21 protein-coding genes are annotated in these 24,144 nt (G+C 41.5%); 13 read left to right on the top strand and 8 right to left on the bottom strand.

Features of this window, described 5'->3' with window-relative positions; all coding sequences use genetic code 11:
• Window positions 1-175: 175 nt before the first annotated feature.
• The 5 genes from UYC_RS0125140 to ptsP all read left to right on the top strand — a co-directional run bounded on the left by UYC_RS0125140 (window position 176) and on the right by ptsP (window position 7,546).
• Window positions 176-1,192 (top strand): mechanosensitive ion channel family protein, encoded by a 1,017-nt coding sequence (locus tag UYC_RS0125140; RefSeq protein ID WP_016874535.1) that lies wholly within the window; start codon window positions 176-178, stop codon window positions 1,190-1,192.
• Window positions 1,189-2,532 carry a DUF2254 domain-containing protein gene (locus tag UYC_RS0125135; RefSeq protein ID WP_016874536.1) on the top strand — a complete coding sequence of 448 codons (1,344 nt, stop codon included), beginning with the start codon at window positions 1,189-1,191 and terminating at the stop codon, window positions 2,530-2,532. The genes UYC_RS0125140 and UYC_RS0125135 overlap by 4 nt, the downstream gene beginning before the upstream one ends.
• Window positions 2,533-2,638: 106 nt before the next feature.
• Window positions 2,639-3,013, top strand: a complete 375-nt coding sequence (locus tag UYC_RS35755) for a response regulator transcription factor (protein WP_016874537.1) — start codon at window positions 2,639-2,641, stop codon at window positions 3,011-3,013.
• A 7-nt stretch (window positions 3,014-3,020) separates the two neighbouring features.
• The gene (locus UYC_RS0125125; RefSeq protein WP_026087451.1) at window positions 3,021-4,439 is read left to right on the top strand and encodes a sensor histidine kinase; all 1,419 of its coding nucleotides are present in this window, start codon (window positions 3,021-3,023) and stop codon (window positions 4,437-4,439) included.
• A gap of 482 nt (window positions 4,440-4,921) precedes the next feature.
• Entirely contained in the window at window positions 4,922-7,546 is a 2,625-nt protein-coding gene (gene ptsP / locus UYC_RS0125120; RefSeq protein WP_016874539.1) for a phosphoenolpyruvate--protein phosphotransferase, read from the top strand.
• A 210-nt stretch (window positions 7,547-7,756) separates the two neighbouring features.
• Here ptsP and UYC_RS0125115 read toward each other — a convergent pair whose 3' ends face one another.
• The 6 genes from UYC_RS0125115 to UYC_RS0125090 form a co-directional block, all read right to left on the bottom strand.
• Complete coding sequence (locus UYC_RS0125115; protein WP_016874540.1) at window positions 7,757-8,545, bottom strand: DUF2182 domain-containing protein; 789 nt, start codon at window positions 8,543-8,545, stop codon at window positions 7,757-7,759.
• An 8-nt stretch (window positions 8,546-8,553) separates the two neighbouring features.
• Window positions 8,554-9,159: a DUF1326 domain-containing protein gene (locus tag UYC_RS0125110; protein WP_026087452.1), complete on the bottom strand. Its 606-nt coding sequence runs from the start codon at window positions 9,157-9,159 to the stop codon at window positions 8,554-8,556.
• Between the two features lie 462 nt (window positions 9,160-9,621).
• The gene (locus UYC_RS0125100; protein WP_016874543.1) at window positions 9,622-11,961 is read right to left on the bottom strand and encodes a WD40 repeat domain-containing protein; all 2,340 of its coding nucleotides are present in this window, start codon (window positions 11,959-11,961) and stop codon (window positions 9,622-9,624) included.
• A gap of 239 nt (window positions 11,962-12,200) precedes the next feature.
• Complete coding sequence (locus tag UYC_RS40005) at window positions 12,201-12,323, bottom strand: hypothetical protein (protein ID WP_268743993.1); 123 nt, start codon at window positions 12,321-12,323, stop codon at window positions 12,201-12,203.
• A gap of 482 nt (window positions 12,324-12,805) precedes the next feature.
• Window positions 12,806-13,195, bottom strand: coding sequence for a hypothetical protein (locus tag UYC_RS0125095; protein ID WP_016874544.1), 390 nt, complete (start codon window positions 13,193-13,195; stop codon window positions 12,806-12,808).
• Window positions 13,196-13,321: 126 nt separating this feature from the next.
• Entirely contained in the window at window positions 13,322-14,395 is a 1,074-nt protein-coding gene (locus UYC_RS0125090; protein WP_016874545.1) for an SMI1/KNR4 family protein, read from the bottom strand.
• Between the two features lie 114 nt (window positions 14,396-14,509).
• Here UYC_RS0125090 and UYC_RS0125085 point away from each other — a divergent pair, with 114 nt between their 5' ends.
• Window positions 14,510-14,797 carry a DUF2087 domain-containing protein gene (locus UYC_RS0125085; RefSeq protein ID WP_016874546.1) on the top strand — a complete coding sequence of 96 codons (288 nt, stop codon included), beginning with the start codon at window positions 14,510-14,512 and terminating at the stop codon, window positions 14,795-14,797.
• On the opposite strand, the gene UYC_RS0125080 is transcribed toward UYC_RS0125085, so the two are convergent.
• Window positions 14,788-16,266 (bottom strand): CoA-acylating methylmalonate-semialdehyde dehydrogenase, encoded by a 1,479-nt coding sequence (locus tag UYC_RS0125080; protein WP_016874547.1) that lies wholly within the window; start codon window positions 16,264-16,266, stop codon window positions 14,788-14,790. The two genes, UYC_RS0125085 and UYC_RS0125080, sit on opposite strands and share 10 nt — an antisense overlap.
• Window positions 16,267-16,406: 140 nt before the next feature.
• Between UYC_RS0125080 and UYC_RS0125075 the strand changes: the two genes are divergently transcribed.
• The 7 genes from UYC_RS0125075 (at window position 16,407) to UYC_RS0125050 (ending at window position 21,798) form a co-directional block, all read left to right on the top strand.
• Window positions 16,407-16,619 (top strand): type II toxin-antitoxin system HicA family toxin, encoded by a 213-nt coding sequence (locus UYC_RS0125075; RefSeq protein WP_016874548.1) that lies wholly within the window; start codon window positions 16,407-16,409, stop codon window positions 16,617-16,619.
• Window positions 16,612-16,830 carry a type II toxin-antitoxin system HicB family antitoxin gene (locus UYC_RS0125070; protein ID WP_016874549.1) on the top strand — a complete coding sequence of 73 codons (219 nt, stop codon included), beginning with the start codon at window positions 16,612-16,614 and terminating at the stop codon, window positions 16,828-16,830. Before UYC_RS0125075 ends, UYC_RS0125070 begins: the two co-directional genes overlap by 8 nt.
• Before the next feature lie 40 nt (window positions 16,831-16,870).
• Window positions 16,871-17,479 carry a hypothetical protein gene (locus UYC_RS0125065; protein ID WP_016874550.1) on the top strand — a complete coding sequence of 203 codons (609 nt, stop codon included), beginning with the start codon at window positions 16,871-16,873 and terminating at the stop codon, window positions 17,477-17,479.
• Window positions 17,480-17,571: 92 nt separating this feature from the next.
• Entirely contained in the window at window positions 17,572-18,936 is a 1,365-nt protein-coding gene (miaB, locus tag UYC_RS0125060) for a tRNA (N6-isopentenyl adenosine(37)-C2)-methylthiotransferase MiaB (protein ID WP_026087454.1), read from the top strand.
• Between the two features lie 189 nt (window positions 18,937-19,125).
• Entirely contained in the window at window positions 19,126-19,269 is a 144-nt protein-coding gene (locus tag UYC_RS38140; protein ID WP_157171277.1) for a hypothetical protein, read from the top strand.
• 326 nt (window positions 19,270-19,595) lie between these two features.
• Window positions 19,596-20,537: a glycosyltransferase family 2 protein gene (locus UYC_RS0125055; protein ID WP_016874552.1), complete on the top strand. Its 942-nt coding sequence runs from the start codon at window positions 19,596-19,598 to the stop codon at window positions 20,535-20,537.
• 616 nt (window positions 20,538-21,153) lie between these two features.
• Entirely contained in the window at window positions 21,154-21,798 is a 645-nt protein-coding gene (locus UYC_RS0125050; RefSeq protein WP_016874553.1) for a M23 family metallopeptidase, read from the top strand.
• Window positions 21,799-22,135: 337 nt separating this feature from the next.
• Here the strand turns inward: UYC_RS0125050 and ftsH are convergent, their stop codons facing one another.
• Window positions 22,136-24,049, bottom strand: coding sequence for an ATP-dependent zinc metalloprotease FtsH (gene ftsH, locus UYC_RS0125045; protein ID WP_026087455.1), 1,914 nt, complete (start codon window positions 24,047-24,049; stop codon window positions 22,136-22,138).
• Window positions 24,050-24,144: the final 95 nt, after the last annotated feature.

Below are 24,144 nucleotides of genomic sequence, written 5' to 3'. Positions count from 1 at the left end.
TAGTAAATTGTAAATATTGGAGAGCAATGCTCACGCTACAATTTGTGGTCTAATCATGTGAAAAGCACTGTAAATACAATCTTCCTTGCGTCACAATATTTCAAAGTCCTTAGATAGATTTTCGCTCTGCAATTATTGGCTATTATCATCCTCGACTAACAAGCGAGTGTAGGTAATGAACGCAGATATATCCAATGCTTGGCAAAAGGTTCAGGCAATGGTCAATGGTTTTTTTGCCCTGTTGCCAAATATTGTCTTGGCGTTAATTGTTTTTGTCATCTTTTTCTTTGTTGCAAGGACAATTAAGCAGGTGGTGAAGCGATTAACTAGTAACCGCCGTCATGCACGGAATTTGGGAATGGTGCTAGGAAGGCTGGCGCAGGGTGCAACTATTTTGTTAGGTTTGTTTATTTCGCTCACGATTGTGATTCCCACTCTCCGGGCTGGAGATTTGGTGCAATTATTGGGAATTAGCGGGGTTGCGATTGGTTTTGCTTTTCGGGACATTCTGCAAAATTTCCTGGCAGGGATTTTAATTTTGCTGACAGAACCGTTCCAAATTGGCGACCAAATTGTATTTAAGAATTTTGAAGGAACGGTTGAAAACATTGAGACACGAGCCACAACCATTAAAACCTATGATGGTCGTCGAATTGTGATTCCCAATTCAGAATTATTCACAAATTCTGTGCAGGTAAATACTGCTTTCGATCATCGCCGCTTAGAATACGATGTTGGCATTGGCTACGGGGATGATATTGATAGAGCCAAGCAGTTGATTTTGGAAGCCATGCACGAAACGGAAGGGGTGCTAAGAGAACCTGCCCCAGATGCGTTGGTAATGGAGTTGGCAGAAAGCACGGTGAATATCCGCGCTCGTTGGTGGATTCAACCGCCCCGTCGCGCTGATGCCTTAGATGCACGAGATAAGGTGCTAACTGCAATTAAAAAGAAACTCATAGCTAATGGTATTGATTTACCATTCCCCACCCAACAAATTCTTTTCCACGATCAAACTGAAGAGACTGATGGCGATCGCTCTCGTCAACGCGAAGGTTGGCCTGCTGGTAAGGGGAAAGTGCCAAAGCCGCGCAGTATCAGTGATTCGCTCAGAAAGCTTGCCGAAATGCGCTCCCAAAGCAATGGTAGTACAGGAGACAGTGAGGCTGTATCTACTCGCGATGAAGTATGAAAAACATCAAACTCAGCAAAATTTGGGACTCACTCCACTCCAGTTATTGGTTTGTACCAACAATTATGGCAGTGGCAGCAATTGCCTTGGCATTTACAATGTTAACACTTGACAGGCAAGGCTATTACGGGCCTTTTGAACAGTGGGGATGGATATATACTGGCGGGCCTGATGGCGCACGTGGTTTACTTTCAGCTGTAGCTGGTTCCATTGTCAGCGTTACCGCTACAGCTTTTTCGATTACAATTGTTGCTTTGCAGCTAGCTTCATCGAATTTCGGCCCGCGTTTACTGCGTAATTTCATGCAGGATACCGGAAATCAGGTTGTATTAGGCACATTTATTGCTACTTTTATTTATTCCTTGCTCGTACTGCGGACAATTCGAGGGGAAGATGGACAAGACGAGTTTATACCGCAGATATCAGTGACAGTCGGTATTTTGTTGGCGCTTGTAAGTATTGGTGTACTAATTTACTTTATTCATCATGCTTCTACTATTATTCAGGTATCTCATGTAATTGCTGAAGTGAGTACGGATTTAGATCGGGCGATCAAGCGTCTATTTCCTGAAAGAATCGGACGTAGTCTGCCGGAACACCAGGTAACAGAAATTCCTATAAATTTTGACTCAGAAGCTTATCCAATTAAAGCTACTGGTAAGGGTTATATCCAAACCATTGATGACGAAGAATTAATGAAGATAGCCTGTAAGCAAAATCTGCTGTTGCGGATCAAGTCTCGACCGGGAAAGTTTGTTTTTCCAAGTACGATTTTAGTTATGGTTAGGACTGAGGAAGGTGCAGATGTCAAGACACGCAATTCCACATCTCTACAAAAACAGATTAACGATGCCTTTATTCTGGGCAAGGAACGTACTGAACAGCAGGATATAGAGTTTCCGATTGAGCAATTAGTTGAAATTGCTCTGCGTGCTATTTCTCCCGCAGTCAACGATCCATTTACTGCTATTCGGTGTATTGATCGCCTTGGAGCTGGGCTTTCTCACCTTGCCCAAAGGAATTTTCCTTCCCCTTATCGCTTTGATGACAACAATAACCTGCGAGTAATTGCTGAACCAGTAACTTTTGCAGGGTTAGTTGATACCGCTTTTAACCAAATTCGTCAGTACAGTACCACAGATGTAGCAGTGACAATCCGTTTAATGGAGGCGATCGCTCTGATTGCTACTTATACCCAAAACCCCAAATACCAAGCTGCTTTACGTCGTCATGCAGAGATGATTTTGCGCAGTAGCCAAGCAGCTTTATCGGAAGAACAAGATCGCAAGGATGTCCAAGAGCGGTATCATCGAGTCATGAAAGTCATAGGACAAGATTGAGAAGTAAATTTGTATCTGTAGACAGATGTCTTAAATATTACATATAAGATTAGATGTTGTCATACAGTGCTTGAATTTTCCAACAATTACCAACTTTAAAGTAACTATGCCCCACGTATTACTAGTAGACGATGAAGAAGCGTTACGAGAAAGCCTTTCTTATACTTTACAAAAAGAAGGCTACACCGTAACCACAGCAGCAGACGGTCACAATGCGATTAAGCAGTTTCACAAGCAAGTGCCAGACGTAATATTATTAGACTTGATGCTGCCAGAAGTTGATGGCATGGAGGTTTGCTGGCGAATTCGCGCTTTCTCTGATGTGCCAATTGTCATGCTCACTGCTAAAGACCAAGACATTGACAAAATCTGGGGTTTAGAAGCAGGAGCTGATGATTATGTTACAAAACCTTTCAATACTCGTGAACTTTTGGCACGCATCAAAGCCGTGCTGCGTCGTCGTGCGGAGAAGCAATCTTAATCGATAAATGGGCTGGTTACCTCAAATTAAGTGGAATTCCATCCACACAAAGCTATTAGCGACTTACCTGCTACTGACTACCTTGGGAACCTCACTCATGGCAGGATACATTCTCTGGTCGTTCCATGCCTATTTTATGAAAATGAGGCAGACAGAGATGCGAAACTGGAGTACTGCGCTGGGTGAAAGTATTGCTGACGCGCTTGAAAACAATGATCGCAGCAGAGTCGAGCTAACTGTACGGCGTTATGGTGCTGCTGAGACAATTACCTTACGCGTATTTGATAGTCAGGGTAAACTGATTGCCACATCTGCTAACCCTCAACAAGACAGACAGATTGCAGATTGGCGGACTGTGCCTGGTATTAGTGCGGCCTTGGAAAATCGAGAAGAGCAAGGTGTGGCAAAAGGAGTCTTAAGTAATGATGATAGATTATTTATCGCCCAGCCGATAGTGCGTAACGGTAAGTTATTGGGTGCAATGCGAATGTCTATCACCCTGCAACAATTTCAACGTCAGTTTGCCATAATTATTTGGACAGTGCTAGGAACATTAGTATTCACGCTTGTACTTTGTACCATTATTAGTGAATGGTTGGCGCGTAGCCTTTCTCGTCCAATTCAGACGATGAAAAATTTTGCGATCCGAATGGGTGGGGGGCATTTTGGTGATAAACTCCAGATTCGTCAAAGTAACGAGTTAGATCAGTTAGCACTAGAATTAAACCGGATGAGCGAACGCTTGGCATCGCTCGATCAGGAACGGCGAGCGTTTTTGGCAAACGTATCTCACGAACTCCGCACTCCCATTAGTAATGTTCTAGTTACAATTGAAGCTCTCCGCAGTGGGGCTGCTTCTGATGCGGCTGTGCGCGATCGCTTCTTTCAAATTGTCGAAGACGAAACCAAGCGGCTGTCACGGTTAATTCATGACTTGCTGGATTTAGGGCGCTTAGAAGCTGGGGTGTCACTCCTCGAACAGCAAAATATCGAACTTTCCAGCTTGATTCGGCGTGCGGTTAGAGCTGTAGAAACGCGAATGCAAAATTCGCAAATTTCTGCTCAAATTAACGTTACTGATTTGCAAATCAAGGGCGATCCAGAAAGGTTATTGCAAGCATTTCTCAATTTGTTAGATAACGCCATTAAACATTCAGTCCCTAATTCTCAAATATTTATTACTGGCTATAGGGAAGGTAAACAAGCAATTGTGACAATCTGCGATCAAGGCAAAGGTATAAAGGACAGCGACCTTCCCCGTATTTTTGAGCAATTTTACACTGGCGATCGCTCTCGCAAAGGGCGGGGAGTGGGCTTAGGTTTAGCGATCGCCAAACGTATTATTGAAGCTCACGGAGGTAGCATTAATGCTAGTAGCAAGCTTGGTGAGGGGGCTACGTTTACTATTTGTTTGCCGCTGACGTGAAAGTAGGAACTAGTGACGTGACCGCCTTAAAATAGTGCATTAATTGTAGTGACAGTCTTGAAAGTCATTATTTATTTAGGAACTGGATTAGGGCTTGCTATCACTCACCAAATTGTCGTCGAAAAACATCAAGGGACTCTGGAAGTAAACTCTGTTCTTGGATAAGGGTCAGACTTTATCATGGCTCTACCAATTTAGACAGCTAATTGCAAACAGTAAAAGGCGATCGCTCATCTGAAGTTAAGTTTTTGACACTACAAAAAAATAAAAAGATCTCATACTAAGTGACGCAAGGTGATGATAAAGTTGTACGATTGCAGACATCTTAATGTTTTCTGCTAAAAATGGAGATTACCAATGGACACTAAAAGCCCGGTAAGTCAAAATTACGATCAACACTGATTTTGACGTTGCACAATGGAAGTAAGTAACAAAGGGGATTGGGCAAGCAAAAGCTTTTTAATTAATTTAATGGTATTGCCGTGGTTGGACTTGTCATTGTTTCTCACAGCAAACGATTAGCTGAAGGAGTGCGGGAGGTGGTAGCGCAGATGGTTCAGGGCAAAGTTTCCTTGGCTGTTGCTGCTGGAATTGACGATCCACAGAACCCGCTCGGTACAGATGCTATACAAGTTTATGAAGCGATCGCCTCTGTTTACAGTGAAGATGGCGTTCTCGTGTTGATGGATCTGGGTAGCGCTTTGATGAGTGCAGAAATGGCACTAGAGTTTCTTCTACCAGAACAACAAGCAAAAGTACACTTGTGTGCAGCACCTCTAGTAGAAGGTGCGATCGCAGCAGCAGTTGCAGCTGCATCTGGTAGTGATATGCAGCGAGTGATTGCAGAAGCCCAAGCAGCATTACTACCAAAAGCAGCTCAATTAGGTGTTGCCATTAGTCATCCGTCATCAATCATTGGTGAAGAACAAGTGACTCATGATATGGGCGCGCCTGAAGAGGCTTCTCTCAGTACAGGACAAATAACAAGAGAAATTCATCTGACTGTTCATAATAGGTTAGGTTTGCACGCTCGTCCAGCAGCTAAGTTTGTAGCGTGTGCTACTCGATTTCAATCGCAAATTCAAGTATGTAATTTAACTAAAGGTAGCGGTTTTGTACGTGCTGACAGCATTAACCAAGTGACAATGTTAGGGGTGCGTCAAGGACACGAAATTGCTATTACAGCCACTGGTGCTGATGCAGATGAGGCTTTAGCTGCACTAAAAGCATTAGTAGAAAGCCATTTTGGTGAAGATGACAGCGTTTTAGAATCTCATGCTATTCCCCCTTCTCCCCATCTCTCCACGCCAGGTGCTTCTGCGGAGGGAAACCCTCCCGCAGCGCTGCTCGCAACGCACTGGCTCCTTTCCCCTTCCTCCCTAAAAGGAATTCCTGCCTCGCCTGGAGTGGCGATCGCACCTAGCTTTCAATTTAAAAAAACAACGGTTGTCTGGCACCACGCCGCACCTATTCGTATTCAGGAATATCACGTAGACAATCCTGAGGCTGAGTGGCAGCGGCTACAGGCAGCGCTACGAATTGCACGACAGGAAATTCAGGCGTTACTGACACACTCTTCAATTCAAATTGGTGACGCGGAAGCTGCCATTTTTGATGCTCATTTACTATTTCTTGAAGATCCAATGCTGCTAGAGACTGTGCAGGAAAGGATATTTGCACTGCACCTAAATGCAGAAGCTGCATGGGGTGCGGTGATTGAGGAGGTGGCGAATAACTATCACCAGTTGGAAGATCCATATTTGCAAGAGCGAGTAGCAGATGTAGTAGATGTGGGACAAAGAATTTTGCGAATCTTATCGGGTACTCCCATCACTACTGTGGATTTATCCCAACCAGCTATTTTAGTTGCTAGCGATCTTACTCCTTCTGACACAGCTAGTTTAGATCCGACAAAAGTTTTGGGCATTTGTATTACTGCTGGTAGTGCCACTGCCCACAGTGCGATTCTGGCACGTTCGTTAGGTATTCCTGCTGTTGTTGGCTTACCATCAGAGATATTGCAGGTTGCAGATGGAACGCTGCTGACGGTTGATGGTGAGACTGGTAATGTATGGATAGAACCAGAACCAGATACTTTGGCTGCACTTGAGGGAAAACGGCATACCCAGCAAACTGCCCGACAACGAGCACTAGCTGCGGCACACCAGCCTTGTTTAACCCGCGATCGCCACCAGATTAGCGTACTTGCAAATATTGGCAGTATAGAAGATACACAACAAGCTCTAAATATGGGTGCAGAGGGTGTAGGATTGCTGCGTACCGAATTTCTCTATCTTCATCGTACAAGCGCTCCTTCTGAAGAAGAGCAACTAACAGTTTATCAAGCGATCGCTCAAATTCTGGGCACTCATCCTTTAATTATTCGCACGCTTGATGCTGGTGGAGATAAACCACTGCCCTATTTAGGAATGCAACCGGAAACTAATCCTTTCTTAGGCTGGCGCGGCATTCGTTTTTGTTTAGATCGTCCCCAAATTTTGCAAACTCAATTACGAGCAATTTTAAAAGCTAGTGCGCGACATCAAGTTAAAATCATGTTTCCGATGATTGCGACTGTTGCAGAAATACAGGCGGCTAAGGCGATGTTGGCTGAGGTGCAAGCAGAACTACGTCAAGCTGGCATTCCCTTTGATGAAAAAATGGAAGTAGGGATAATGGTGGAAGTGCCATCAGCAGTTGCCATTGCCGAACAATTAGCTCAAGAAGTAGACTTTTTCAGTCTTGGCACCAACGATCTCAGCCAATACGTGATGGCGGCAGATCGCACCAATCCACAAGTGGCTCCTTTAGCTGATGCCTTGCATCCAGCGGTATTGCGAATGATCCAGCAAACAGTGCAAACTGCTCACGCTGCTGGTATTTGGGTAGGATTGTGTGGCGAAGTTGCCGCAGATCCCTTATCAGCACCAATTTTACTAGGGTTGGGGCTAGATGAGGTAAGTTTAAGTCCTCTCGCTATTCCGGTATTTAAAGAAGCGATCGCTAAATTAACAATGGCACAAGCACAGGCGATCGCAGCTACAGCATTGCAACAAGATTCTGCTGCCAAAGTTCGAGAAGTTGTTTTAAATTCTCTGGTTTTATGAGTAAAAGGCAGATGGCAGAGGAGGCAGTGCGCCCTTGCGGGTTAAGCGCGTTGTAGCAACTGCCGTGGCAGAAGGTAAAAGGATGTTTATGCGGTGTTTTTGTAGGCGATCGCTTGATTTTTGTTAATAAGAAGCCTTCATGAATTGCATTCACCAATAGCAAATAAAAAAGCTTTCTTCCCTTCTGCCGTCTGCCATCTGCCTCCTGCCTTAGCTTAAACTCGGTAAAAGCATACTTATTCCCCACCCAATCAGTAACAATCCAGCAACTCGACTTACCCAAACTCCAAAAGGAAACATTTTTTCTATCAAAACAAATCCGGCAATAATTGCCACCCACAGGAGATTCATCACTCCAGTTACAAATAAAAGCAGCATGAGAACCCAGCAGCAGCCGACACAATAGCCACCATGCCGGAAACCCATCATAAAAGCACCTTGAGTTCCTTCTCGCCACTCGCTCATCAGAAACCCAATCGGAGATCGGCAGTAAGACAAACAAGCTTGTTTGAGGGGGGTTAACTGAAAAATGCCGGCAAAAAGAAGTAGTAAGCCACCTAAGATGGGACTTGTGCTTACCATCATTGGGGAAAGCAAGGCAGCAGAGTGAAGTCCCCATTGTGCTAATGTTACCAAAAAACTGAATCCTGTCCAAATTACTAGATATCCCAACAGGAAAGCACCAGTTGGTACCAAAAGACGATCGCACTCACGGCGTTTGCGGTAGATTTTAGCAAAAGCAAGAACGATGGGTGATGCTGAGGGAACCATCATCGCTACCATCATCACTGCCCACATCACAAACACCATCACCAGATCAAAAGCTTCCCAGGTGTGCATATGGGGCATACCTATTGTCATATCCATATTCCTTATGCCCCATGCCATTCTCAGTATATATATCCACGCCAAAACAGAGATAGTAACCAAACCAAAGAGTACGATCGCACGATCTCGCTTGAGCAAAGCTTCTATCTGTGTTTGTTGATTATTTACCATAACTGTAATTAGGAAGCTTGGTAAGAGAAGGGCGAAAAGAAACCATTCTTCTGTGAAATATTCCACGCTAAGTCATAGTCTTGATAATTCAACTGGTTAGATTTTGAGACTACAGCTGGATGTTTAGGAGCAACCGCTAATGGATGATTGTTTACGATCACAGCAGTTCCCTCTTGCCCAGCGATCGCTTCGATCTCGGCTTCTGCAATGTTGGGAATTTGCAAACTTCGCCGTTTTCCCTGTGCTTGGTAATCAATAGTTACACTTTTGACACCCAAAATTTCACCCACATGGGATGCCATAATTGCAGGATGCCCTCCTGCTTGCCCAGAGAAAATTTTGGTTAAGGCTTCCTTTTGAGCTTGAGTAGCGCGATCGTCTAAGTAAATAGCTACTTTCCATTCTACTTCCATCATGTGACCAGGTGAGTGGATAGCAAATGCAACATTTAGCCCATCTAAGGAGACATCCTCAAAATTACCCCGATCAATATGCCAGCCAATCAAAACCGTGCATTCTCCTTCTGTTGGCGAACTCAAAAAAACACATGGGCAGGCGACATCACAATTGCAAGCCTCAAAATACGTGCCTGCAAGATTCCATTTCGCATCCATGATTATGTCTCCTTATTCTTTAAATTAGAAGTTTATTACAGTGCTTTTCAGATGATTAGACCACAAATTGTAGGGGAGCCAGTGCGGTATTGGGGTTTCCCCAAGTGGAGCAACTGGCGTTGGGCATTGCCCGTCAAAGCCTATTTAGTAAATTTTAAATATTGGAGAGCAATGCCCACCTTACAGAAAAGCGCTGTAAGTTGAGTTTCTTGAAAAAAAATCTCTCAATTAACTAAAGTTACGGAAATTTTAGAAATTAAAAATAGGGTAGATATTCTGATTACTTTTAACACTATCAATACCCAACTTATCAGTCTAGAGTATAAGCAACAGCAGAACATGGTATTTGGTGCTGCATTTTACATCCAATTTTAATGCCAAACTTATAAAAGCGAGCTATAGCAATACTAGAGGATAATTTTACGTAACTCTCCATAAGCAAATATTTTGACTTCTTTGCAATTAAACTACCTGCCAAATTTTGATTGTTTGATCGGAACTACCACTGACGATAAATTTACCATCTGGGCTAACAGCAATAGCATTTACTGTTCCTGAATGCCCAGTCAGAGTTTGTAGCAATTCCCCTGACTGCAAACACCAAATTTTAATTGCATTATCAGCACTGCTGCTAAAGAGAGTTTGCCCATCTGGGCTAATGGTAACTGATTTCACTTCATCTGAATGCCCAGCAAAAGTGTGCAACATTTTTCCACTATCGAGATCCCAAATCTTGATCGTGTTATCAGCACTTCCGCTAAAGAGAACCTTGCCATTGGGATGAATCGCAACCGAGTGTACTTCACCCGTATGCCCGCTGAGGGTGCGTAGTGGTTCTCCAGTGCGTGGGTTCCACAGTCGAATTTTGCTATCACTGCTGGCACTGGCTAGGATTGAACCATCAGCACTGATGGCAGCAGCGTGAACTGAGGAAGCGTGCCATAGGGTACAAATGCGATCGCCTTTATGCAGGTTCCAAATTTTGATTTTATTACTGCCGCTAGCAAGAATTAGTCCATCTGGACTGATAGTAACGAAGTTTACTGGCTTTTGATGTCCCAATAAAGTGTGCAGCAGTTTACCAGTGGCGAGGTGCCAGACTTTGACATTACTTTTTGGGTGTTGACAGCTACCTATAGCGAGAAAATTCCCATCCGGGCTGATTGCCACTGATGACACTTCTCCTACATTTTCATTTAAAGTACGGATCGATTTACCAGTATTGAGATCCCATAGCTTAATTGTTTTGTCTGCACTACCACTAACTATAATTTGCCCATCTGGGCTAATTGCTAAAGATGTAATTTTGCCAATATGTCCACTCAGGGTATGGCTAAGATAAGCATAATTTTCTTGGCGTTTAATTTTCAAGTTAGCGATCGCATACAAGATTTCCTCAACTTGGGTAATACCCTGAATATCACCAATTGCTGCAAAATATTCTCTTAATTTTTGGAAATATTCAGTGTCTTCTATCCTGGCTGCCGATCGCATAATTTGGAGTGGATTATTGACTTGCACTGCTCCTATTTGTCGCAATTGCAGCCATGTTTTGATTGAATATTCTAGTTGTTGCCGAGCCAAAGAGCGATCGCTCAGGTGAGAGAAACTGTGAGCTAACTGTAAAGCCAATTCTGGAATCCAATCACGACGCTCTGTTTCCAGAGCTTGGTAAATTTGTTGATACCCTTCGGCGATCGCTTGCAGTGATTGCAAATCAACTGGACTGTTAATTAAACTCGGTAGTAAATCTGGTAAAAAGGGAGGTACATCATGATGAACCAAGTGATAAACATCTGCTACCCAGCCAGCAACTAAACAGTGACAAGTAATTAAAACCTGACAAAGTTGTTCAAAATCTTGACGATTAACCTGATATTGCAAAGATAACTTACTAACATCAATTCCCTTAGCTTTCCATTTTTCTTCCTTTTCCAATAATGCTAAATTAATAGCATTTTCTCTACCCAGATAGTTGATTTCCTCCAGATTTTCTCCCAAAGCTATTAATTCATCTCTAATTTTTCTCCATTCTAAGGCACGGTTTTTTGCCGACTGCTGAATAATTTCTCTATAAGGTATGCGAGAAATTGTTTTGTAGTAATAATGTTCTTGTTCAATTCCCCAATAACCAATCCGGAAATTTAAATAATCTCCATCTGCTTCTGACTCTAAAATCAAAACAGGCTCTGTTTTCAAAATTCCAAACAGAGCCTTAATACTTGATTCACTATGAAAACGCTTACTCTCCCAAGCTCCTGCTAAAAATTCTGTTGGTCTAACTAAATTTTGTAGAGAGTAATGCTTGCCAAGGAAATCTCGTAATCCTTCCGCTAATATTAACTCTATATTTGTATAAATTTCCTCCGGACGAGTATCAAAATTATCAAATTTCACTTTAGGAGGAGCCAGGAAAATTTTGAGTGGCTTGCGTTCTGTCGTGACAGAATTTAGAATTTGTGAAGGGTATAAACGCAAAGGCCAACTATCAAATATTTTCTCTACTTCTGGTAACTTGAGGGCTGTTTCTTGTTCTTGAGTTGCTATTTGTAATTGTGTTTGACGGTAGAAAACTGCTAACTCTTGTTGCTCTTTGCGTTGGTTTTTTTCTTCTTCAAATCCTCCCAACAAACTCAGTTTTTGACTAGCACCACTTACAGTATGAATGATTTCTTGAATATGTCTGGGATACTCATCTTTATTTGTTTCTTGACGTACTTCATTACTTTTTTGTACTAAACTTGCAATCACAGGTGCAAATTCTAGTACTAATTGAAGTAATAACCTTAAGCCTTGCTCCATACAGAGATGCCTGTTAAATAAATAACCTTAATATCCTTCAGTGTCTTTAACGCCATAGCTCAACAGAATTAAGCATTACTGCCATTCATTAAAATTCCTATATATGCCGATCCTACTACTTGAATAGGGCCGATGGGGCAATTAATTAGAAAAATAGTAATAAATAGCTAGAAAGCAAGCTAATTAAAAGCTAGTAATCTAATAATGAGAAAATTTCCTAAAATTATCTTAAAAACCTCTTAAAATTTCAAAAAATCAAGGTGAGTAGTCAGCAGTTTATTTTCTCCCCAAACAAAGGAATTATTAGCAGCAAGTAAGCGATCGCTGGCGATGAGATGGCGGAATATAGTTTTCTCTATCACTTAAACATAGTCAATATCCTACACCTAATTAAATCAGATTACCCTCTAACCCTTTGCTTGTGCTTGATGTTTGTAAGCATAGTAATAGATTTGTAAGTAGATTGGCACAAGTATTTGTAGTATAGGTAGCGCTTACGCTCTGCCCATCATAATTTTGTAAAAGTTGGGTTTTGTTCTTTAACCCAACTTACATTAAAGTTTTATATTTAACTATGTCTAGACTAATATATAAAATTTTAGTTAAGAAGCAGTAAGGGGAGATACACCTCAATTCATTGCCTGAATAAGGTTAAGATGAGCTTTTTTTGCTAATTATGCAAAAATTTAGCCAATTTTATTGTTGCTAATCTTCTCTTTCCTAGTTTCTAGTACTCTGTTCAGAATAGTTTTACAGGATTAAAAATTCTCTGCGTTTGGTGTGTCAGCCTCAACAAATTATTTTTTTGTTGACAGATTACTAGTCGCTCATCCCTACTATATAGTCAGAATCTGATTCCTAATTGTCCGTTGACACCGCGAACAGAGTTGTAACCAACACCTAAAAAAAGGTTATCACTTGCGCCTACCTGAACTCCGCCAGAGACTGCAACACCCTTATCTTCGGAATAGTAACCCAATCCTACATAAGGTGAAACTATTGGCAAACTCAAAAATCTTAGCACATCTACACCAGTAGCGCTATCAGGGCCGATTCCAAACTCAGCACCCCAATCAAAAGCCCTGGCACCTATAGAATAGGTAACATCACCATCTTTGCCACCCACCGAAACCCAAGGTTGTGGTACTAGTTGAGCATGAGTGCGTTGCGGGGCAAGTAAAACGAACAAACCCAATGATGTCAGCAGTGTTTTGGCAATAAGTCTTGTTTTCACGTTTCTCTCCTATGAGTCTATTGCCAACAGTGACGAATTTTACTTGACTTGGGTGCCAGATGGAGATTGGAGTCATTTTGGCGATTTAGGCGATCGCGTTTTCAAAGAACAGTACCGTCAAAGTATTTACTCCAGAATATTTTGCGAACTTTCTGTAGTTATATCCTCATAATCACAAAATACAAACTCTGGCTGTACTATCTTCTCTTCCTCAGCTAAAAGTTCAGCAGCTTTCTGGTAATCCTCCATAACTCCTTGCCTATCTCCTAACTGAGAGCGGGCATTCCCTCGATGATTGTAGATTTCAGCATCTCTGGGACTAATCTGCAAAGCTTGATTAAAATCCTCAATCGCTCCCTGATATTCTCCAAGTTCAGAACGAACAAGCCCTCGCTTCTTATAGGCAATCACAGACTGGGGATTGAAACAAATAGCATGGGTAAAGTCTTTAATCGCTTCTTCATAATTACCCAAAATAAAGTATGCATTGCCCCGCTCATAATAGGCTTCGTGATGATTAGGAGCTAGTAGAAGTACCCGGTTAAAGTCCCGAATTGCTCCTATATAGTCGTGTCTGTGAGCCTTTTTGATACCCTGTCTGTTTAATGCGTCTGGCGTTTCTTCGGCAAGTGAAAACGATGATGACGATTCTGCTTCAAACCAGTATTCTGGGTATTTCTTGTGTAAGATTACTTGGTCAAAGATTCTTGCTAACCAATCTGCAAAGGAAGAGGCAATCCGCGCTTGTCGCCAGTCTGCTGGAGCAAGTTCGTGAAAACAATCTAGTACTGCATACTCCAAGTTGGTTTTTTGTTGTGGATCGAGTCCGCAGAAATCACCAGTTCCAATCCTCTCTAAATAGCAAAAAGCAATCAGCGAATCCCATTCTTCGTCTGTATATATCTCTTGCTTTTCTTGATTGAAATCAACGAGGTTATCAGTTCCATAAATAATCAGCCCAGAATCATCCCATATTGAGCGATCGTACGTTTCGCCCAAGTCAGTACAAAAAAAATTAGCTCCGTTGTGACGCAACAAGAATTCCCGATAACTAGGTGGAAGTGTTACACCAAGAGCTTCCTCACAAGCTCGAATCTCTGTTTCTGTTGCTGGTGGATTTAGGATGAACGTCCAGTCTAATGAGAACTCTTGAAAAACCTGCTGTGCTTGTTCAATTCTTTCAGGAAGCCATTCAAACATAGAATGAATATGTCAGCTAATAGTCTTAATATTCAGAACAGCGGATGCGAAATTGTGTTTTTTCTAATATGTTTTGAACATTCACCAAATTGATTTTGCAAAGTTCTAACATAAATGATGGATTACTTAGCAGAACTCAAAAGCTACCTAGATGAGCAAGGACGCGTGAAAGAATGGCCCTCGAAACGAAATCGAGGCAAGTTCCAAAAGCTAGTTTTGGAGTACCTGGCAACAAAATTTGAGCCTGGAGTAACCTACACAGAAAAAGAAGTCAATGCCCTACTGAATCAATATCACACCTTTAACGATCCTGCTCTATTGCGACGAGAATTATTTGAGAGTAAACTAATCAATAGAATGCGGGATGGTTCTGCTTATTGGTGCAATCCTCTTCAAAATTGACGTGACCAATCGCCAGGCCAGCGTTCTACCACCACTTTAGTTTGAGTAAAAAACTCTACTGCATGGTTACCCTGTCCGTGCAAATCACCAAAAAAGCTTTCTTTCCAACCACTGAAAGGGAAAAATGCCATTGGCGCAGCAACACCAATGTTGATACCAATATTTCCAGCCTCAGCCTCATACCGGAATTTACGCGCCGCCGCACCGCTAGTAGTGAATAAACAAGCCATATTACCGTATTGACCGCTATTCACTAATGAAATTGCCTGATCTATGGTATCTACATGAAGCAAACTTAAGACAGGGCCAAAAATTTCTGTACGGGCAAGTTCACTGCCAGGATCGACATCTTGCAAAATTGTCGGTTTAATAAAATTCCCTGCTTCATAACCGGGTATATTTGGATATCGACCGTCTACTAGCAATCTTGCCCCTTCATTTGCTCCTTTTCTAATTAAGCCTTCAATTCTCACCTTGCTTTGAGCATTAATAACTGGCCCCATTTCTACACCAGGATCTAAACCATTACCAACGACTCGTTTTTTAGCTGTTTCGGCGATCGCCTCTGTAAATGTGTGCCGTGCTTCCCCAACTGTGACAGCAAAAGAAGCAGCTAAACAACGCTGCCCAGCACAACCAAAAGCACTGTCAGCAGCGATACGGGTAGTCATTTCTATATCTGCATCTGGTAAGACAATAATTGGATTTTTCGCCCCGCCTTGGCATTGCACGCGCTTTCCATTTGCCGCTGCCCGACTGTAAATATATTTAGCTACAGGTGTGGAACCAACAAAACTTATTGCCCGAATTTGAGGATGATCTAAAATTGCATCAACAGCTGCTTTTGCCCCATTAACTAAATTCACCACACCTTTGGGTAATCCAGTTTTTTCTAGTAACTGAAAGATTTTCTGCATCGTTAACGGTACTTTTTCCGATGGTTTAACGATATAGGTGTTGCCACAGGCAAGGGCATAGGGCATAAACCAAAACGGAATCATCCCCGGAAAGTTGAAAGGAGCAATAACCGCGCATACTCCCAAAGGTTGCCGAATCATGATTTCATCAATGCCCCTGGCAATATCTTCCAAATTCGTTCCCTGCATCATCATGGGGATACCACAGGCGACTTCCACATTTTCAATCGCCCGGCGCATCTCGCCTTTCGACTCAGCTAAAGTCTTACCGCATTCTTGGGTAATTGTGCGGGATAAGTCCTCAAAATGTTCTTCTAATAGATTCTTAAGTTTGAACAAATACTGCACGCGTTCTGTAGGTGGCGTGCGACGCCATGTCAAAAAAGCTTCTGCTGCTGCTTTAACAGCTTGATGTAGCTCAGATGCAGGCGACAGAGGAACTTTAGCTAATACTTCTGCTGTTGCTGGGTTGGTTACGTCTAAAAATTCTGTAGCTACCGATGCACACCACTGACCATTAATGTAGTTGGGTAATGTGATAATTGGTTCCATTGGTTGAATATTAAATTTGCAGAATAAAAATTCGGGAATATGAATATCTTAGTCGTTCAAAATTTCTCATGACCGTTAGGGATAGTGGGGCTTGCTTTATTCTTAAAATAAGTTAGTAAACAACTTGCCGGAAACCAGCGATGCCAAAGAAAATCCGGGAACTGAAACAAATGTTGCGTCAAGCTGGTTTTACAGAACTTCCAGGCAAAGGAAGTCATACTAACTGGATACATCCTTTGTATACTGGAAAACTTACAATTTCTGGTAAGGATAGTGCAGACGCTAAACGTTATCAGGAAAAAGAAGTCCAGCAAGCTATTCTAGAAGTAGAGGAGAAACACGAAGATGAATAAATTTAAATATCAGATGATAATTCAATGGTCTGATGAAGATAACTGCTTCTTAGTGGGATTCCCTGATTTTCCTGGACAACGTTGGCGTACTCATGGCGATACCTACGAGTCAGCAGTACAAAATGGTATTGAAGCATTAGAGTCCTTGATTATGGCATACGAAGTGACAGGTGAATCGCTTCCAGAACCAAGTATTTATAAAGCCGCATAGCTTGGTGGCAGACATAAAAGGTGGTATAGAGAATCCGCTCATGTCCAAGTTAAAAATTCTCCGCGAAGATGCTAACTACTCGTTTCGTTCATACTTTGAATTACCCAATGACACAGATGAGGTATTAGCAGAATTCGGTTATGCTTTTGCTCGCACTCGCTTGCAACTCCCCAGAACCAACCGTCAACTAGAACGGCTCAACGAACTGCGACAGCAAATTGAAGAAACTATCCCTTATGTCAGCCTTAGCAGTGAAGCCGCAAAACGAGAAATTTTGATTGCGCCAGTTTTAAGTAGGGTAGCGGTTATCAGCAAGCGAATCCTACGAATTGAGTATCCCTTAAAGGTAAACAATTTACTGCAAGGCAACCTGGATTATTTGATTCAATCTGAACATAGCCTAATTGTCGTAGAAGCAAAACGAGATGACTTAACGCGGGGGTTTACGCAGTTAGCGGTGGAAATGATTGCGCTGTCTATGTTGGAGAACGCACCCGATACAATATATGGAACAGTGACAATGGGAGATGTATGGGTTTTTGGCACGCTGGAAACTGCTTCACGCACAGTAACGCGAGATATTAGTTCCTACACCCTGCCCGATAATTTAGAAGAAATAGTCAAAATTTTTGTTGGGATTTTGGAGTAGAAGTGTAACTAGTAAGTTTTGGTAATTGGTAACTAGAGTTAATACAATTAAAGAAAACCTTTAAAATTATTAGAGCTTAAGTACAATCGCCCATGACAACTGCCAGACGCCATTATCACATCACCACCTTCGGTTGCCAAATGAACAAAGCTGACTCAGAGCGCATGGCTGGTGTTTTAGAAGACATGGGCTTTGAGTGGTCAGAAGATCCTAATGATGCAGATATAATTCTCTACAATACTTGTACAATCCGGGATAATGCCGAACAAAAAGTATATTCTTATCTCGGTAGACAAGCAAAACGCAAGCACGAAAAACCCGATCTAACGCTGATTGTTGCTGGCTGTGTTGCCCAACAGGAGGGCGAAGCACTGTTGCGGCGAGTGCCAGAATTAGACTTGGTTATGGGGCCGCAACACGCCAACCGTCTGAAAGATTTATTACAACAAGTTTTTGACGGCAACCAAGTTGTAGCCACAGAGCCAATTCATATTATGGAAGATATCACCAAGCCACGACGGGATGCTACCGTTACTGCTTGGGTAAATGTGATTTACGGCTGTAACGAACGCTGCACTTACTGTGTCGTTCCCAATGTGCGCGGTGTTGAGCAATCTCGAACACCGGAGGCTGTTCGCGCTGAAATGGAAGAATTGGGGCGACAAGGTTACAAAGAAGTCACGCTCTTAGGACAAAATATTGATGCCTACGGACGAGATTTGCCGGGCGTAACGCCAGAAGGAAGGCATAAGCATACTTTTACAGATTTGCTTTACTACGTTCATGATGTGCCAGGAATTGAGCGCCTCAGATTTGCGACTAGTCATCCTCGTTATTTCACAGAGCGCCTAATCCGGGCTTGTGCGGAATTGCCCAAAGTATGCGAACATTTCCACATTCCCTTTCAATCTGGGGATAACGAAGTATTGAAACGGATGGCAAGAGGTTACACTCACGAAAAATACCGCCGGATTATTGACACAATCCGTGAGTATATGCCAGATGCGGCAATTAGTGCCGATGCGATTGTGGGTTTCCCAACAGAGACGGAAGCACAGTTTGAAAATACACTCAAACTCGTAGAAGATATTGGTTTCGATCAATTGAATACCGCAGCCTATTCCCCACGTCCGGGAACACCCGCCGCCCTATGGGATGAGCAAATTAGTGAAGAAGTCAAAAGCGATCGCCTGCAAAGATTAAATCATCTGGTAGCCATCAAAGCCGCCGAGCGATCGCAGCGTTATCTAGGACGTATCGAAGAAGTTCTTGTCGAAGATCAAAATCCTAAAGATACAACTCAGGTAATGGGGCGCACACGCACCAATCGCCTTACCTTCTTTACAGGTAGCATCAACGATCTAAAAGGCAAGTTAGTAAAAGTTAAAGTTACTGAAGTTCGCGCTTTTAGCTTGACGGGTGAACCTTTAGAAACAAGGGCAGCGATGGCAGTTTAGTTTCTTTGGATTACTTCAGTAAAGCAGGAAATAATGCAGTTTTGTAGTAAAATGTACAGAAATTTATCTGTTGTTTTTACAATCTTCTAATAGGTTTAGTACTCTTTATAAAGAATAAAGAAGTTATTTGAAACCTTTGTAAATTATTTAGTACCTATGCTAAAGGCAAAGAGCTAGATAACAGAAATAATGCAAAGGTTTCTTATTTTCTCCTACCTGGAGGAATCAAAAAGCAATCATGTTAAGCAAGGTAGTGAAGCGATCGCTTTTTATCAAAGAAAGCATCTGCCTGGCTTATCTTACTTACACCCTGCTTTCTTAAAAACTGGTTAGCTCCTTTTTTCCGGCAGATGCATAAACGCAAGTATATGAAAACGCCAAGGAAAGTTTATAGAAGATTTACAGTAATTTTCTGAAAAGACTTTACATAATATCTAGCACATATCAAGTATCTTGTTGTCCTGCAAGTGTAAAATCTTCCTCAACCAATATAAATTTATTATGAAATTTATTGTTTTTTGCTCTGTATGTATATAATACTCATGATATTATAATTTTCAGATAAAATTATTATCTTTGCCATAGAAAGATAAAGCTCTTATCTGGGTACAAATAAAAACTTGCTTATTTGTTCAAAACTATACAATCTAAATTAAATTATGCCAACTGTTTCTGTTGTAATGACTGTCTATAATGGTGAAAAAACCATTGTAGAAACAATATCATCAGTTCTCAAACAAACTTTCAGTGATTTTGAAATTATTGTTGTTAATAATGGTTCAACTGATAACACTTTAGAAGTATTAAAAAATATTCAAGATCAACGCCTAAAAGTTTTTTCATATGAGCATGTAGACTTACCTACATCTCTCAATCGTTGCTTTTCTCATGCAACCGGAGAGTTTCTTGCTTTTCTGGATGCTGATGATTTATGGACAAGTGATAAATTGGAATTACAAGTGCAAGCCTTGCAAAAAAATCCAAAAGCAGGTATTGCATATAGTTGGACTAATTTTATCGATGAGCAAGGACAATTGTTAGGTAAAGGTGAGCCTATATATTTTAAAGGTAATGTATTGGCGAATTTATTAGTATGTAATTTTATAGCTAGTGGTTCTAACGCTTTAATTCGCAAAAAAGCGATTGAATCTGGAGAATACTTCGATCCTGAATGTGGAAGTTGCACTGACTGGGATTATTGGCTCAGGATTGCATCTAAATGGGAATTTGTATTAGTTCCTAAATACCAAGTTTTTTATCGCCAATCTTCACATTCCACCTCATCTAAAATTGAGCAGATGGAAAAGGCTTGTGTTTTTGTCGTTGAAAAAGCCTTTAAAACCCTTCCACCAGAATTTCAATATCTCAAGAATCAAAGTTTAGCTACAGTGTATCAATACTGCACGCGTAAATATTTGCAGAACTATAGTAATAGTATTGATAATTTGATTCAAGCTCGTAAAAAGTTGTGGATGGCAATCAGCTTATATCCACCAATTTTGCTACAAGGAAATACTCAACGTCTGATTATAGGACTTATTAAAAGGTGGATAGTCACAGAACTACTAAAAACTTTGTTTTTAGCTAGCCGAGCATCTTAAAATTAAGGCAGCGAGTACAAAAGATATTGATTTTAAGCACTAAAGCATTTGTCTAAAATTTAGTTGTTTTTACAGTTATTTACTTGTATTTTGCTGACTTGGTATTATCGTAAAATACAAGTAAAACAACTCAAGATTTTAATTTGTGTTTTTAATAATTAATTTAGTGTTAATTCTAAAATTTTCTCATTAGTTACTAATCAGTTATCATTTACTCAGTAAACTTACTACCGTAAATTCTACAAGATATAACTTAGCTCTAAAAACGCCTCAGTCTAAATTAAATTAAAAATTCATCAAAGAGCCGAAAATATACTGTTTTATATATGTCTTAGGAATGTCATAACCTTAAGTATGATATTGCGATAAACTGCTTGCAGAAGCCAGGCAATTGGTAAGAGTGAAAGTTCAACATTTTTCATCTCTTGTAATGGTAACTTTTGCAAGAGATTTAAATATGTATACCAGAATAATATATTTTTTCTATTGACTGAGAATTAACTAGCTCAGAATCAATAGTTTTTGCTGGATTGCGCTCAGTTTTATCCAATTATTCATCTATTTAACCAAACTTGATATTACCAAAAATCAATATATTAAATTGAGGAATACATAAATGAATAAGCTGCAAAAAAGAATCATATTTTTTGGAACCAGCCTATTTATAGGATTGAATATTATCGGTTTAATCAATTTATTACCGAAATTAAAAATAGCTACGGCTGTTGAAATCAAAATCACACAATTACCAAAAGAAAACACTTGGTTAGCAGCCTCTTTCCCTGTAGAAAATTTTCAGTCATATTCTTCTCCCTTTGGCTACCGTCGTTCTGTTGATGGTAATTCTAATTGGGAATTTCATAGTGGTTTAGACATAGTTGCTCCCCAAGGTAGTTACATTCGCAATTGGTGGGCTGGTAGGGTAATTAAAGTAGGCGATCGCAGTGCTTGCGGTACCCATATAGTTATTAAATCTGGCGAGTGGGAACACACTTACTGCCACATGGAAGGACACGTTGAAACCACAAATGGTCGTCGTTTTCTTAGCGATCGCACAGGAGGAATTCAAGTTTGGGAAGGCCAGCAAATAAACGCTGGAGTCAGAATAGGACGAGTTGGGATGACTGGACGTACTAAAGGCCCTCATCTCCATTGGATACTAAGATATGGCAATAATTATGTAGATCCGGCATTAGTTCTTCGGCAGATGTTCTCCGAACAAGAACTAGCCAAAAGCGCAACACTTAGAACTATCCCTTAAAAGTCACAAGTAATGATTGAGAAATCAAAATTTGTTCGTGATTATGGGTATTAGTTAGTGGTTAGTAGGGGAGGCAGCGCGCCCTTGGAGGTTAAGAGGAGCTAACGGAAACGTCTCCGGCTCCACGCCACATGCTTTATGCCGGGAAACCCGTCCACCGCAGTGGCTCCTCCGTTGTAGCGACTGCCGTACGGGTTTTGTTGATTATCTTGCCGTTCAAACAGATAATTTATCTTCTAAACCCGACCGTACAGTGGTTAGTGGTGCAGTTCTTAATTAAAAACTACTATTTACTATCCACAAAACCTACTAACTATTAGCTATTAGCTACTATCTACTAACCTTGATTAGACACTGCTAATTGTTGTTTTTCTGGCAATTGAGTATATTCAGAAACAATTTGACGGAATTTCTCTCCTTCTATTGTCTCCTGTTCTACCAACAAGTCCACAAGCCGATCTACGAGCGATCTATTTTCACGAATGATGCGACGGGCTTCTTGATAGCACTCAACAGCAAGCTCCCGCACCTGTCTGTCAATTTTAGTTGCCATTTCTTCGGAATACTCATTGCGACTTACCCAGTCTCTGCCCAGAAACACGTCATTATTTTGGGTTTCTAAAGCCACTAAACCTAACTCAGACATCCCGTACATCGTTACCATCTTTCGGGCTAGGTTGGTTACCATTTTTAAATCGTTACTAGCTCCGCCTGTAACTTCAGCTTCTCCAAATACCTCAGTTTCTGCGGCTTTGCCTCCCAAAGTCATGGTGATGTTGTCTTTGAGCCAAGCGCGAGTGTAAAGACCACTATCTATCATCTCTTCATTTAGAATTTGTTGGGAGAAACCACCAATTCCACCAGAACGAGGAATAATTGTCACCTTATTTAAGGGATCTGCCTGTGGTAAAAGTGTTGCCAACAGAGCGTGCCCCACCTCATGATAAGCAATCAAGCGCTTTTTCTTACTGTCCAACAGTGGATTGAGAGTAAACCCTATTGTTAGGCGATCAATCGCATCGTCAATTTCTATCTGGGTAATTGCTTCCTTACGTCTGCGTGCTGTCAGAATTGCCGCTTCGTTGAGCAGATTAGCTAAATCTGCTCCTGTAAAACCTGGTGTACGGCGAGCAACAACTTCCAGAGAAACTGCTGGGTCGATTCTTTTGTTTCGAGCATGGACTTTTAAAATTTCCAAACGTCCTTTGCGATCAGGTGCATCTACAATCACTTGCCGATCAAATCGTCCAGGACGCAATAATGCTGTATCCAAAACATCTGGGCGGTTGGTAGCAGCAATAATAATGATGCCTGTGTTGCCTTCAAAACCATCCATCTCAGTCAATAACTGATTGAGGGTTTGTTCTCTTTCATCATTACCACCACCGATCCCCGCACCCCGTTGTCTTCCTACGGCGTCAATTTCATCTATAAATATTAAACAAGGAGCATTTTCTTTTGCTTTCTTAAATAAATCGCGGACACGAGAAGCACCAACGCCTACAAACATTTCCACAAATTCTGAACCGGAAATGCTGAAAAAAGGTACACCAGCTTCCCCAGCAATTGCTTTTGCCAAGAGAGTCTTACCTGTTCCGGGCGGGCCTACTAATAACACTCCCTTGGGAATACGTGCGCCGACAGCAGTAAATTTTTCTGGTTGCTTGAGGAAAGTAACAACTTCTTGCAGTTCTTCTTTGGCTTCTTCAATACCCGCTACATCGCCAAATGTGATGCCAGTTTTTGCCTCCATTTGAAAACGAGCTTTGGATTTCCCGAAATTCATTGCTTGACTGGAGGCATTAGTAGAACGACGTAGGAACAACAACATTAAAGCAATCAGTGGCAAAATCCACATCAGATTGATTAAAAGACCAACCGCAGCCCTACTATTAGCAGAGGAAACTTCTTCAAACTGAACCTCTCTATTTGCTTTCAGTGTAGAAATTAACTCTGAGTTTTGCTCTAAAAGTTTTACCTGTAGCGGTTGTGCATCGGGTTGTTGTCCTTTTAGATACACCCTTGCGATCTGTTCGCTTTCGTCTAGTTCTACTCTTTTAACTTCTCCGCGATCAATCTTCTGAAACAACTCGCCATAAGTAAGGGAGTCACGCTCTGCTTTTTGTGCCAAGGCAGGAGTACCCCCAACAAATCCTGGCAACATCATCAAACCGGCTGCCAGCGCCCCTGTCAAAGCTATGCGCTTTTTTGGTTGCTGTTTCATAGGTGTCTTTTTCTCAAAACTTCTCATAAACAATTACCTTTTGTCGGCTGCCATAAGTTGAGCGCTGGTTTTTATGGCTTTTATCTAGAAAGAGTTGAAATAACTTTTTCTCACTCTAGTGT

It is taken from the genome of Chlorogloeopsis fritschii PCC 6912 (genome assembly GCF_000317285.1).
Classification (GTDB): Bacteria; Cyanobacteriota; Cyanobacteriia; order Cyanobacteriales; family Nostocaceae; genus Chlorogloeopsis; species Chlorogloeopsis fritschii.
The sequence above is the reverse complement of the archived record's forward strand: the minus strand, read 5'-3'. Positions and strand labels throughout refer to the sequence as shown.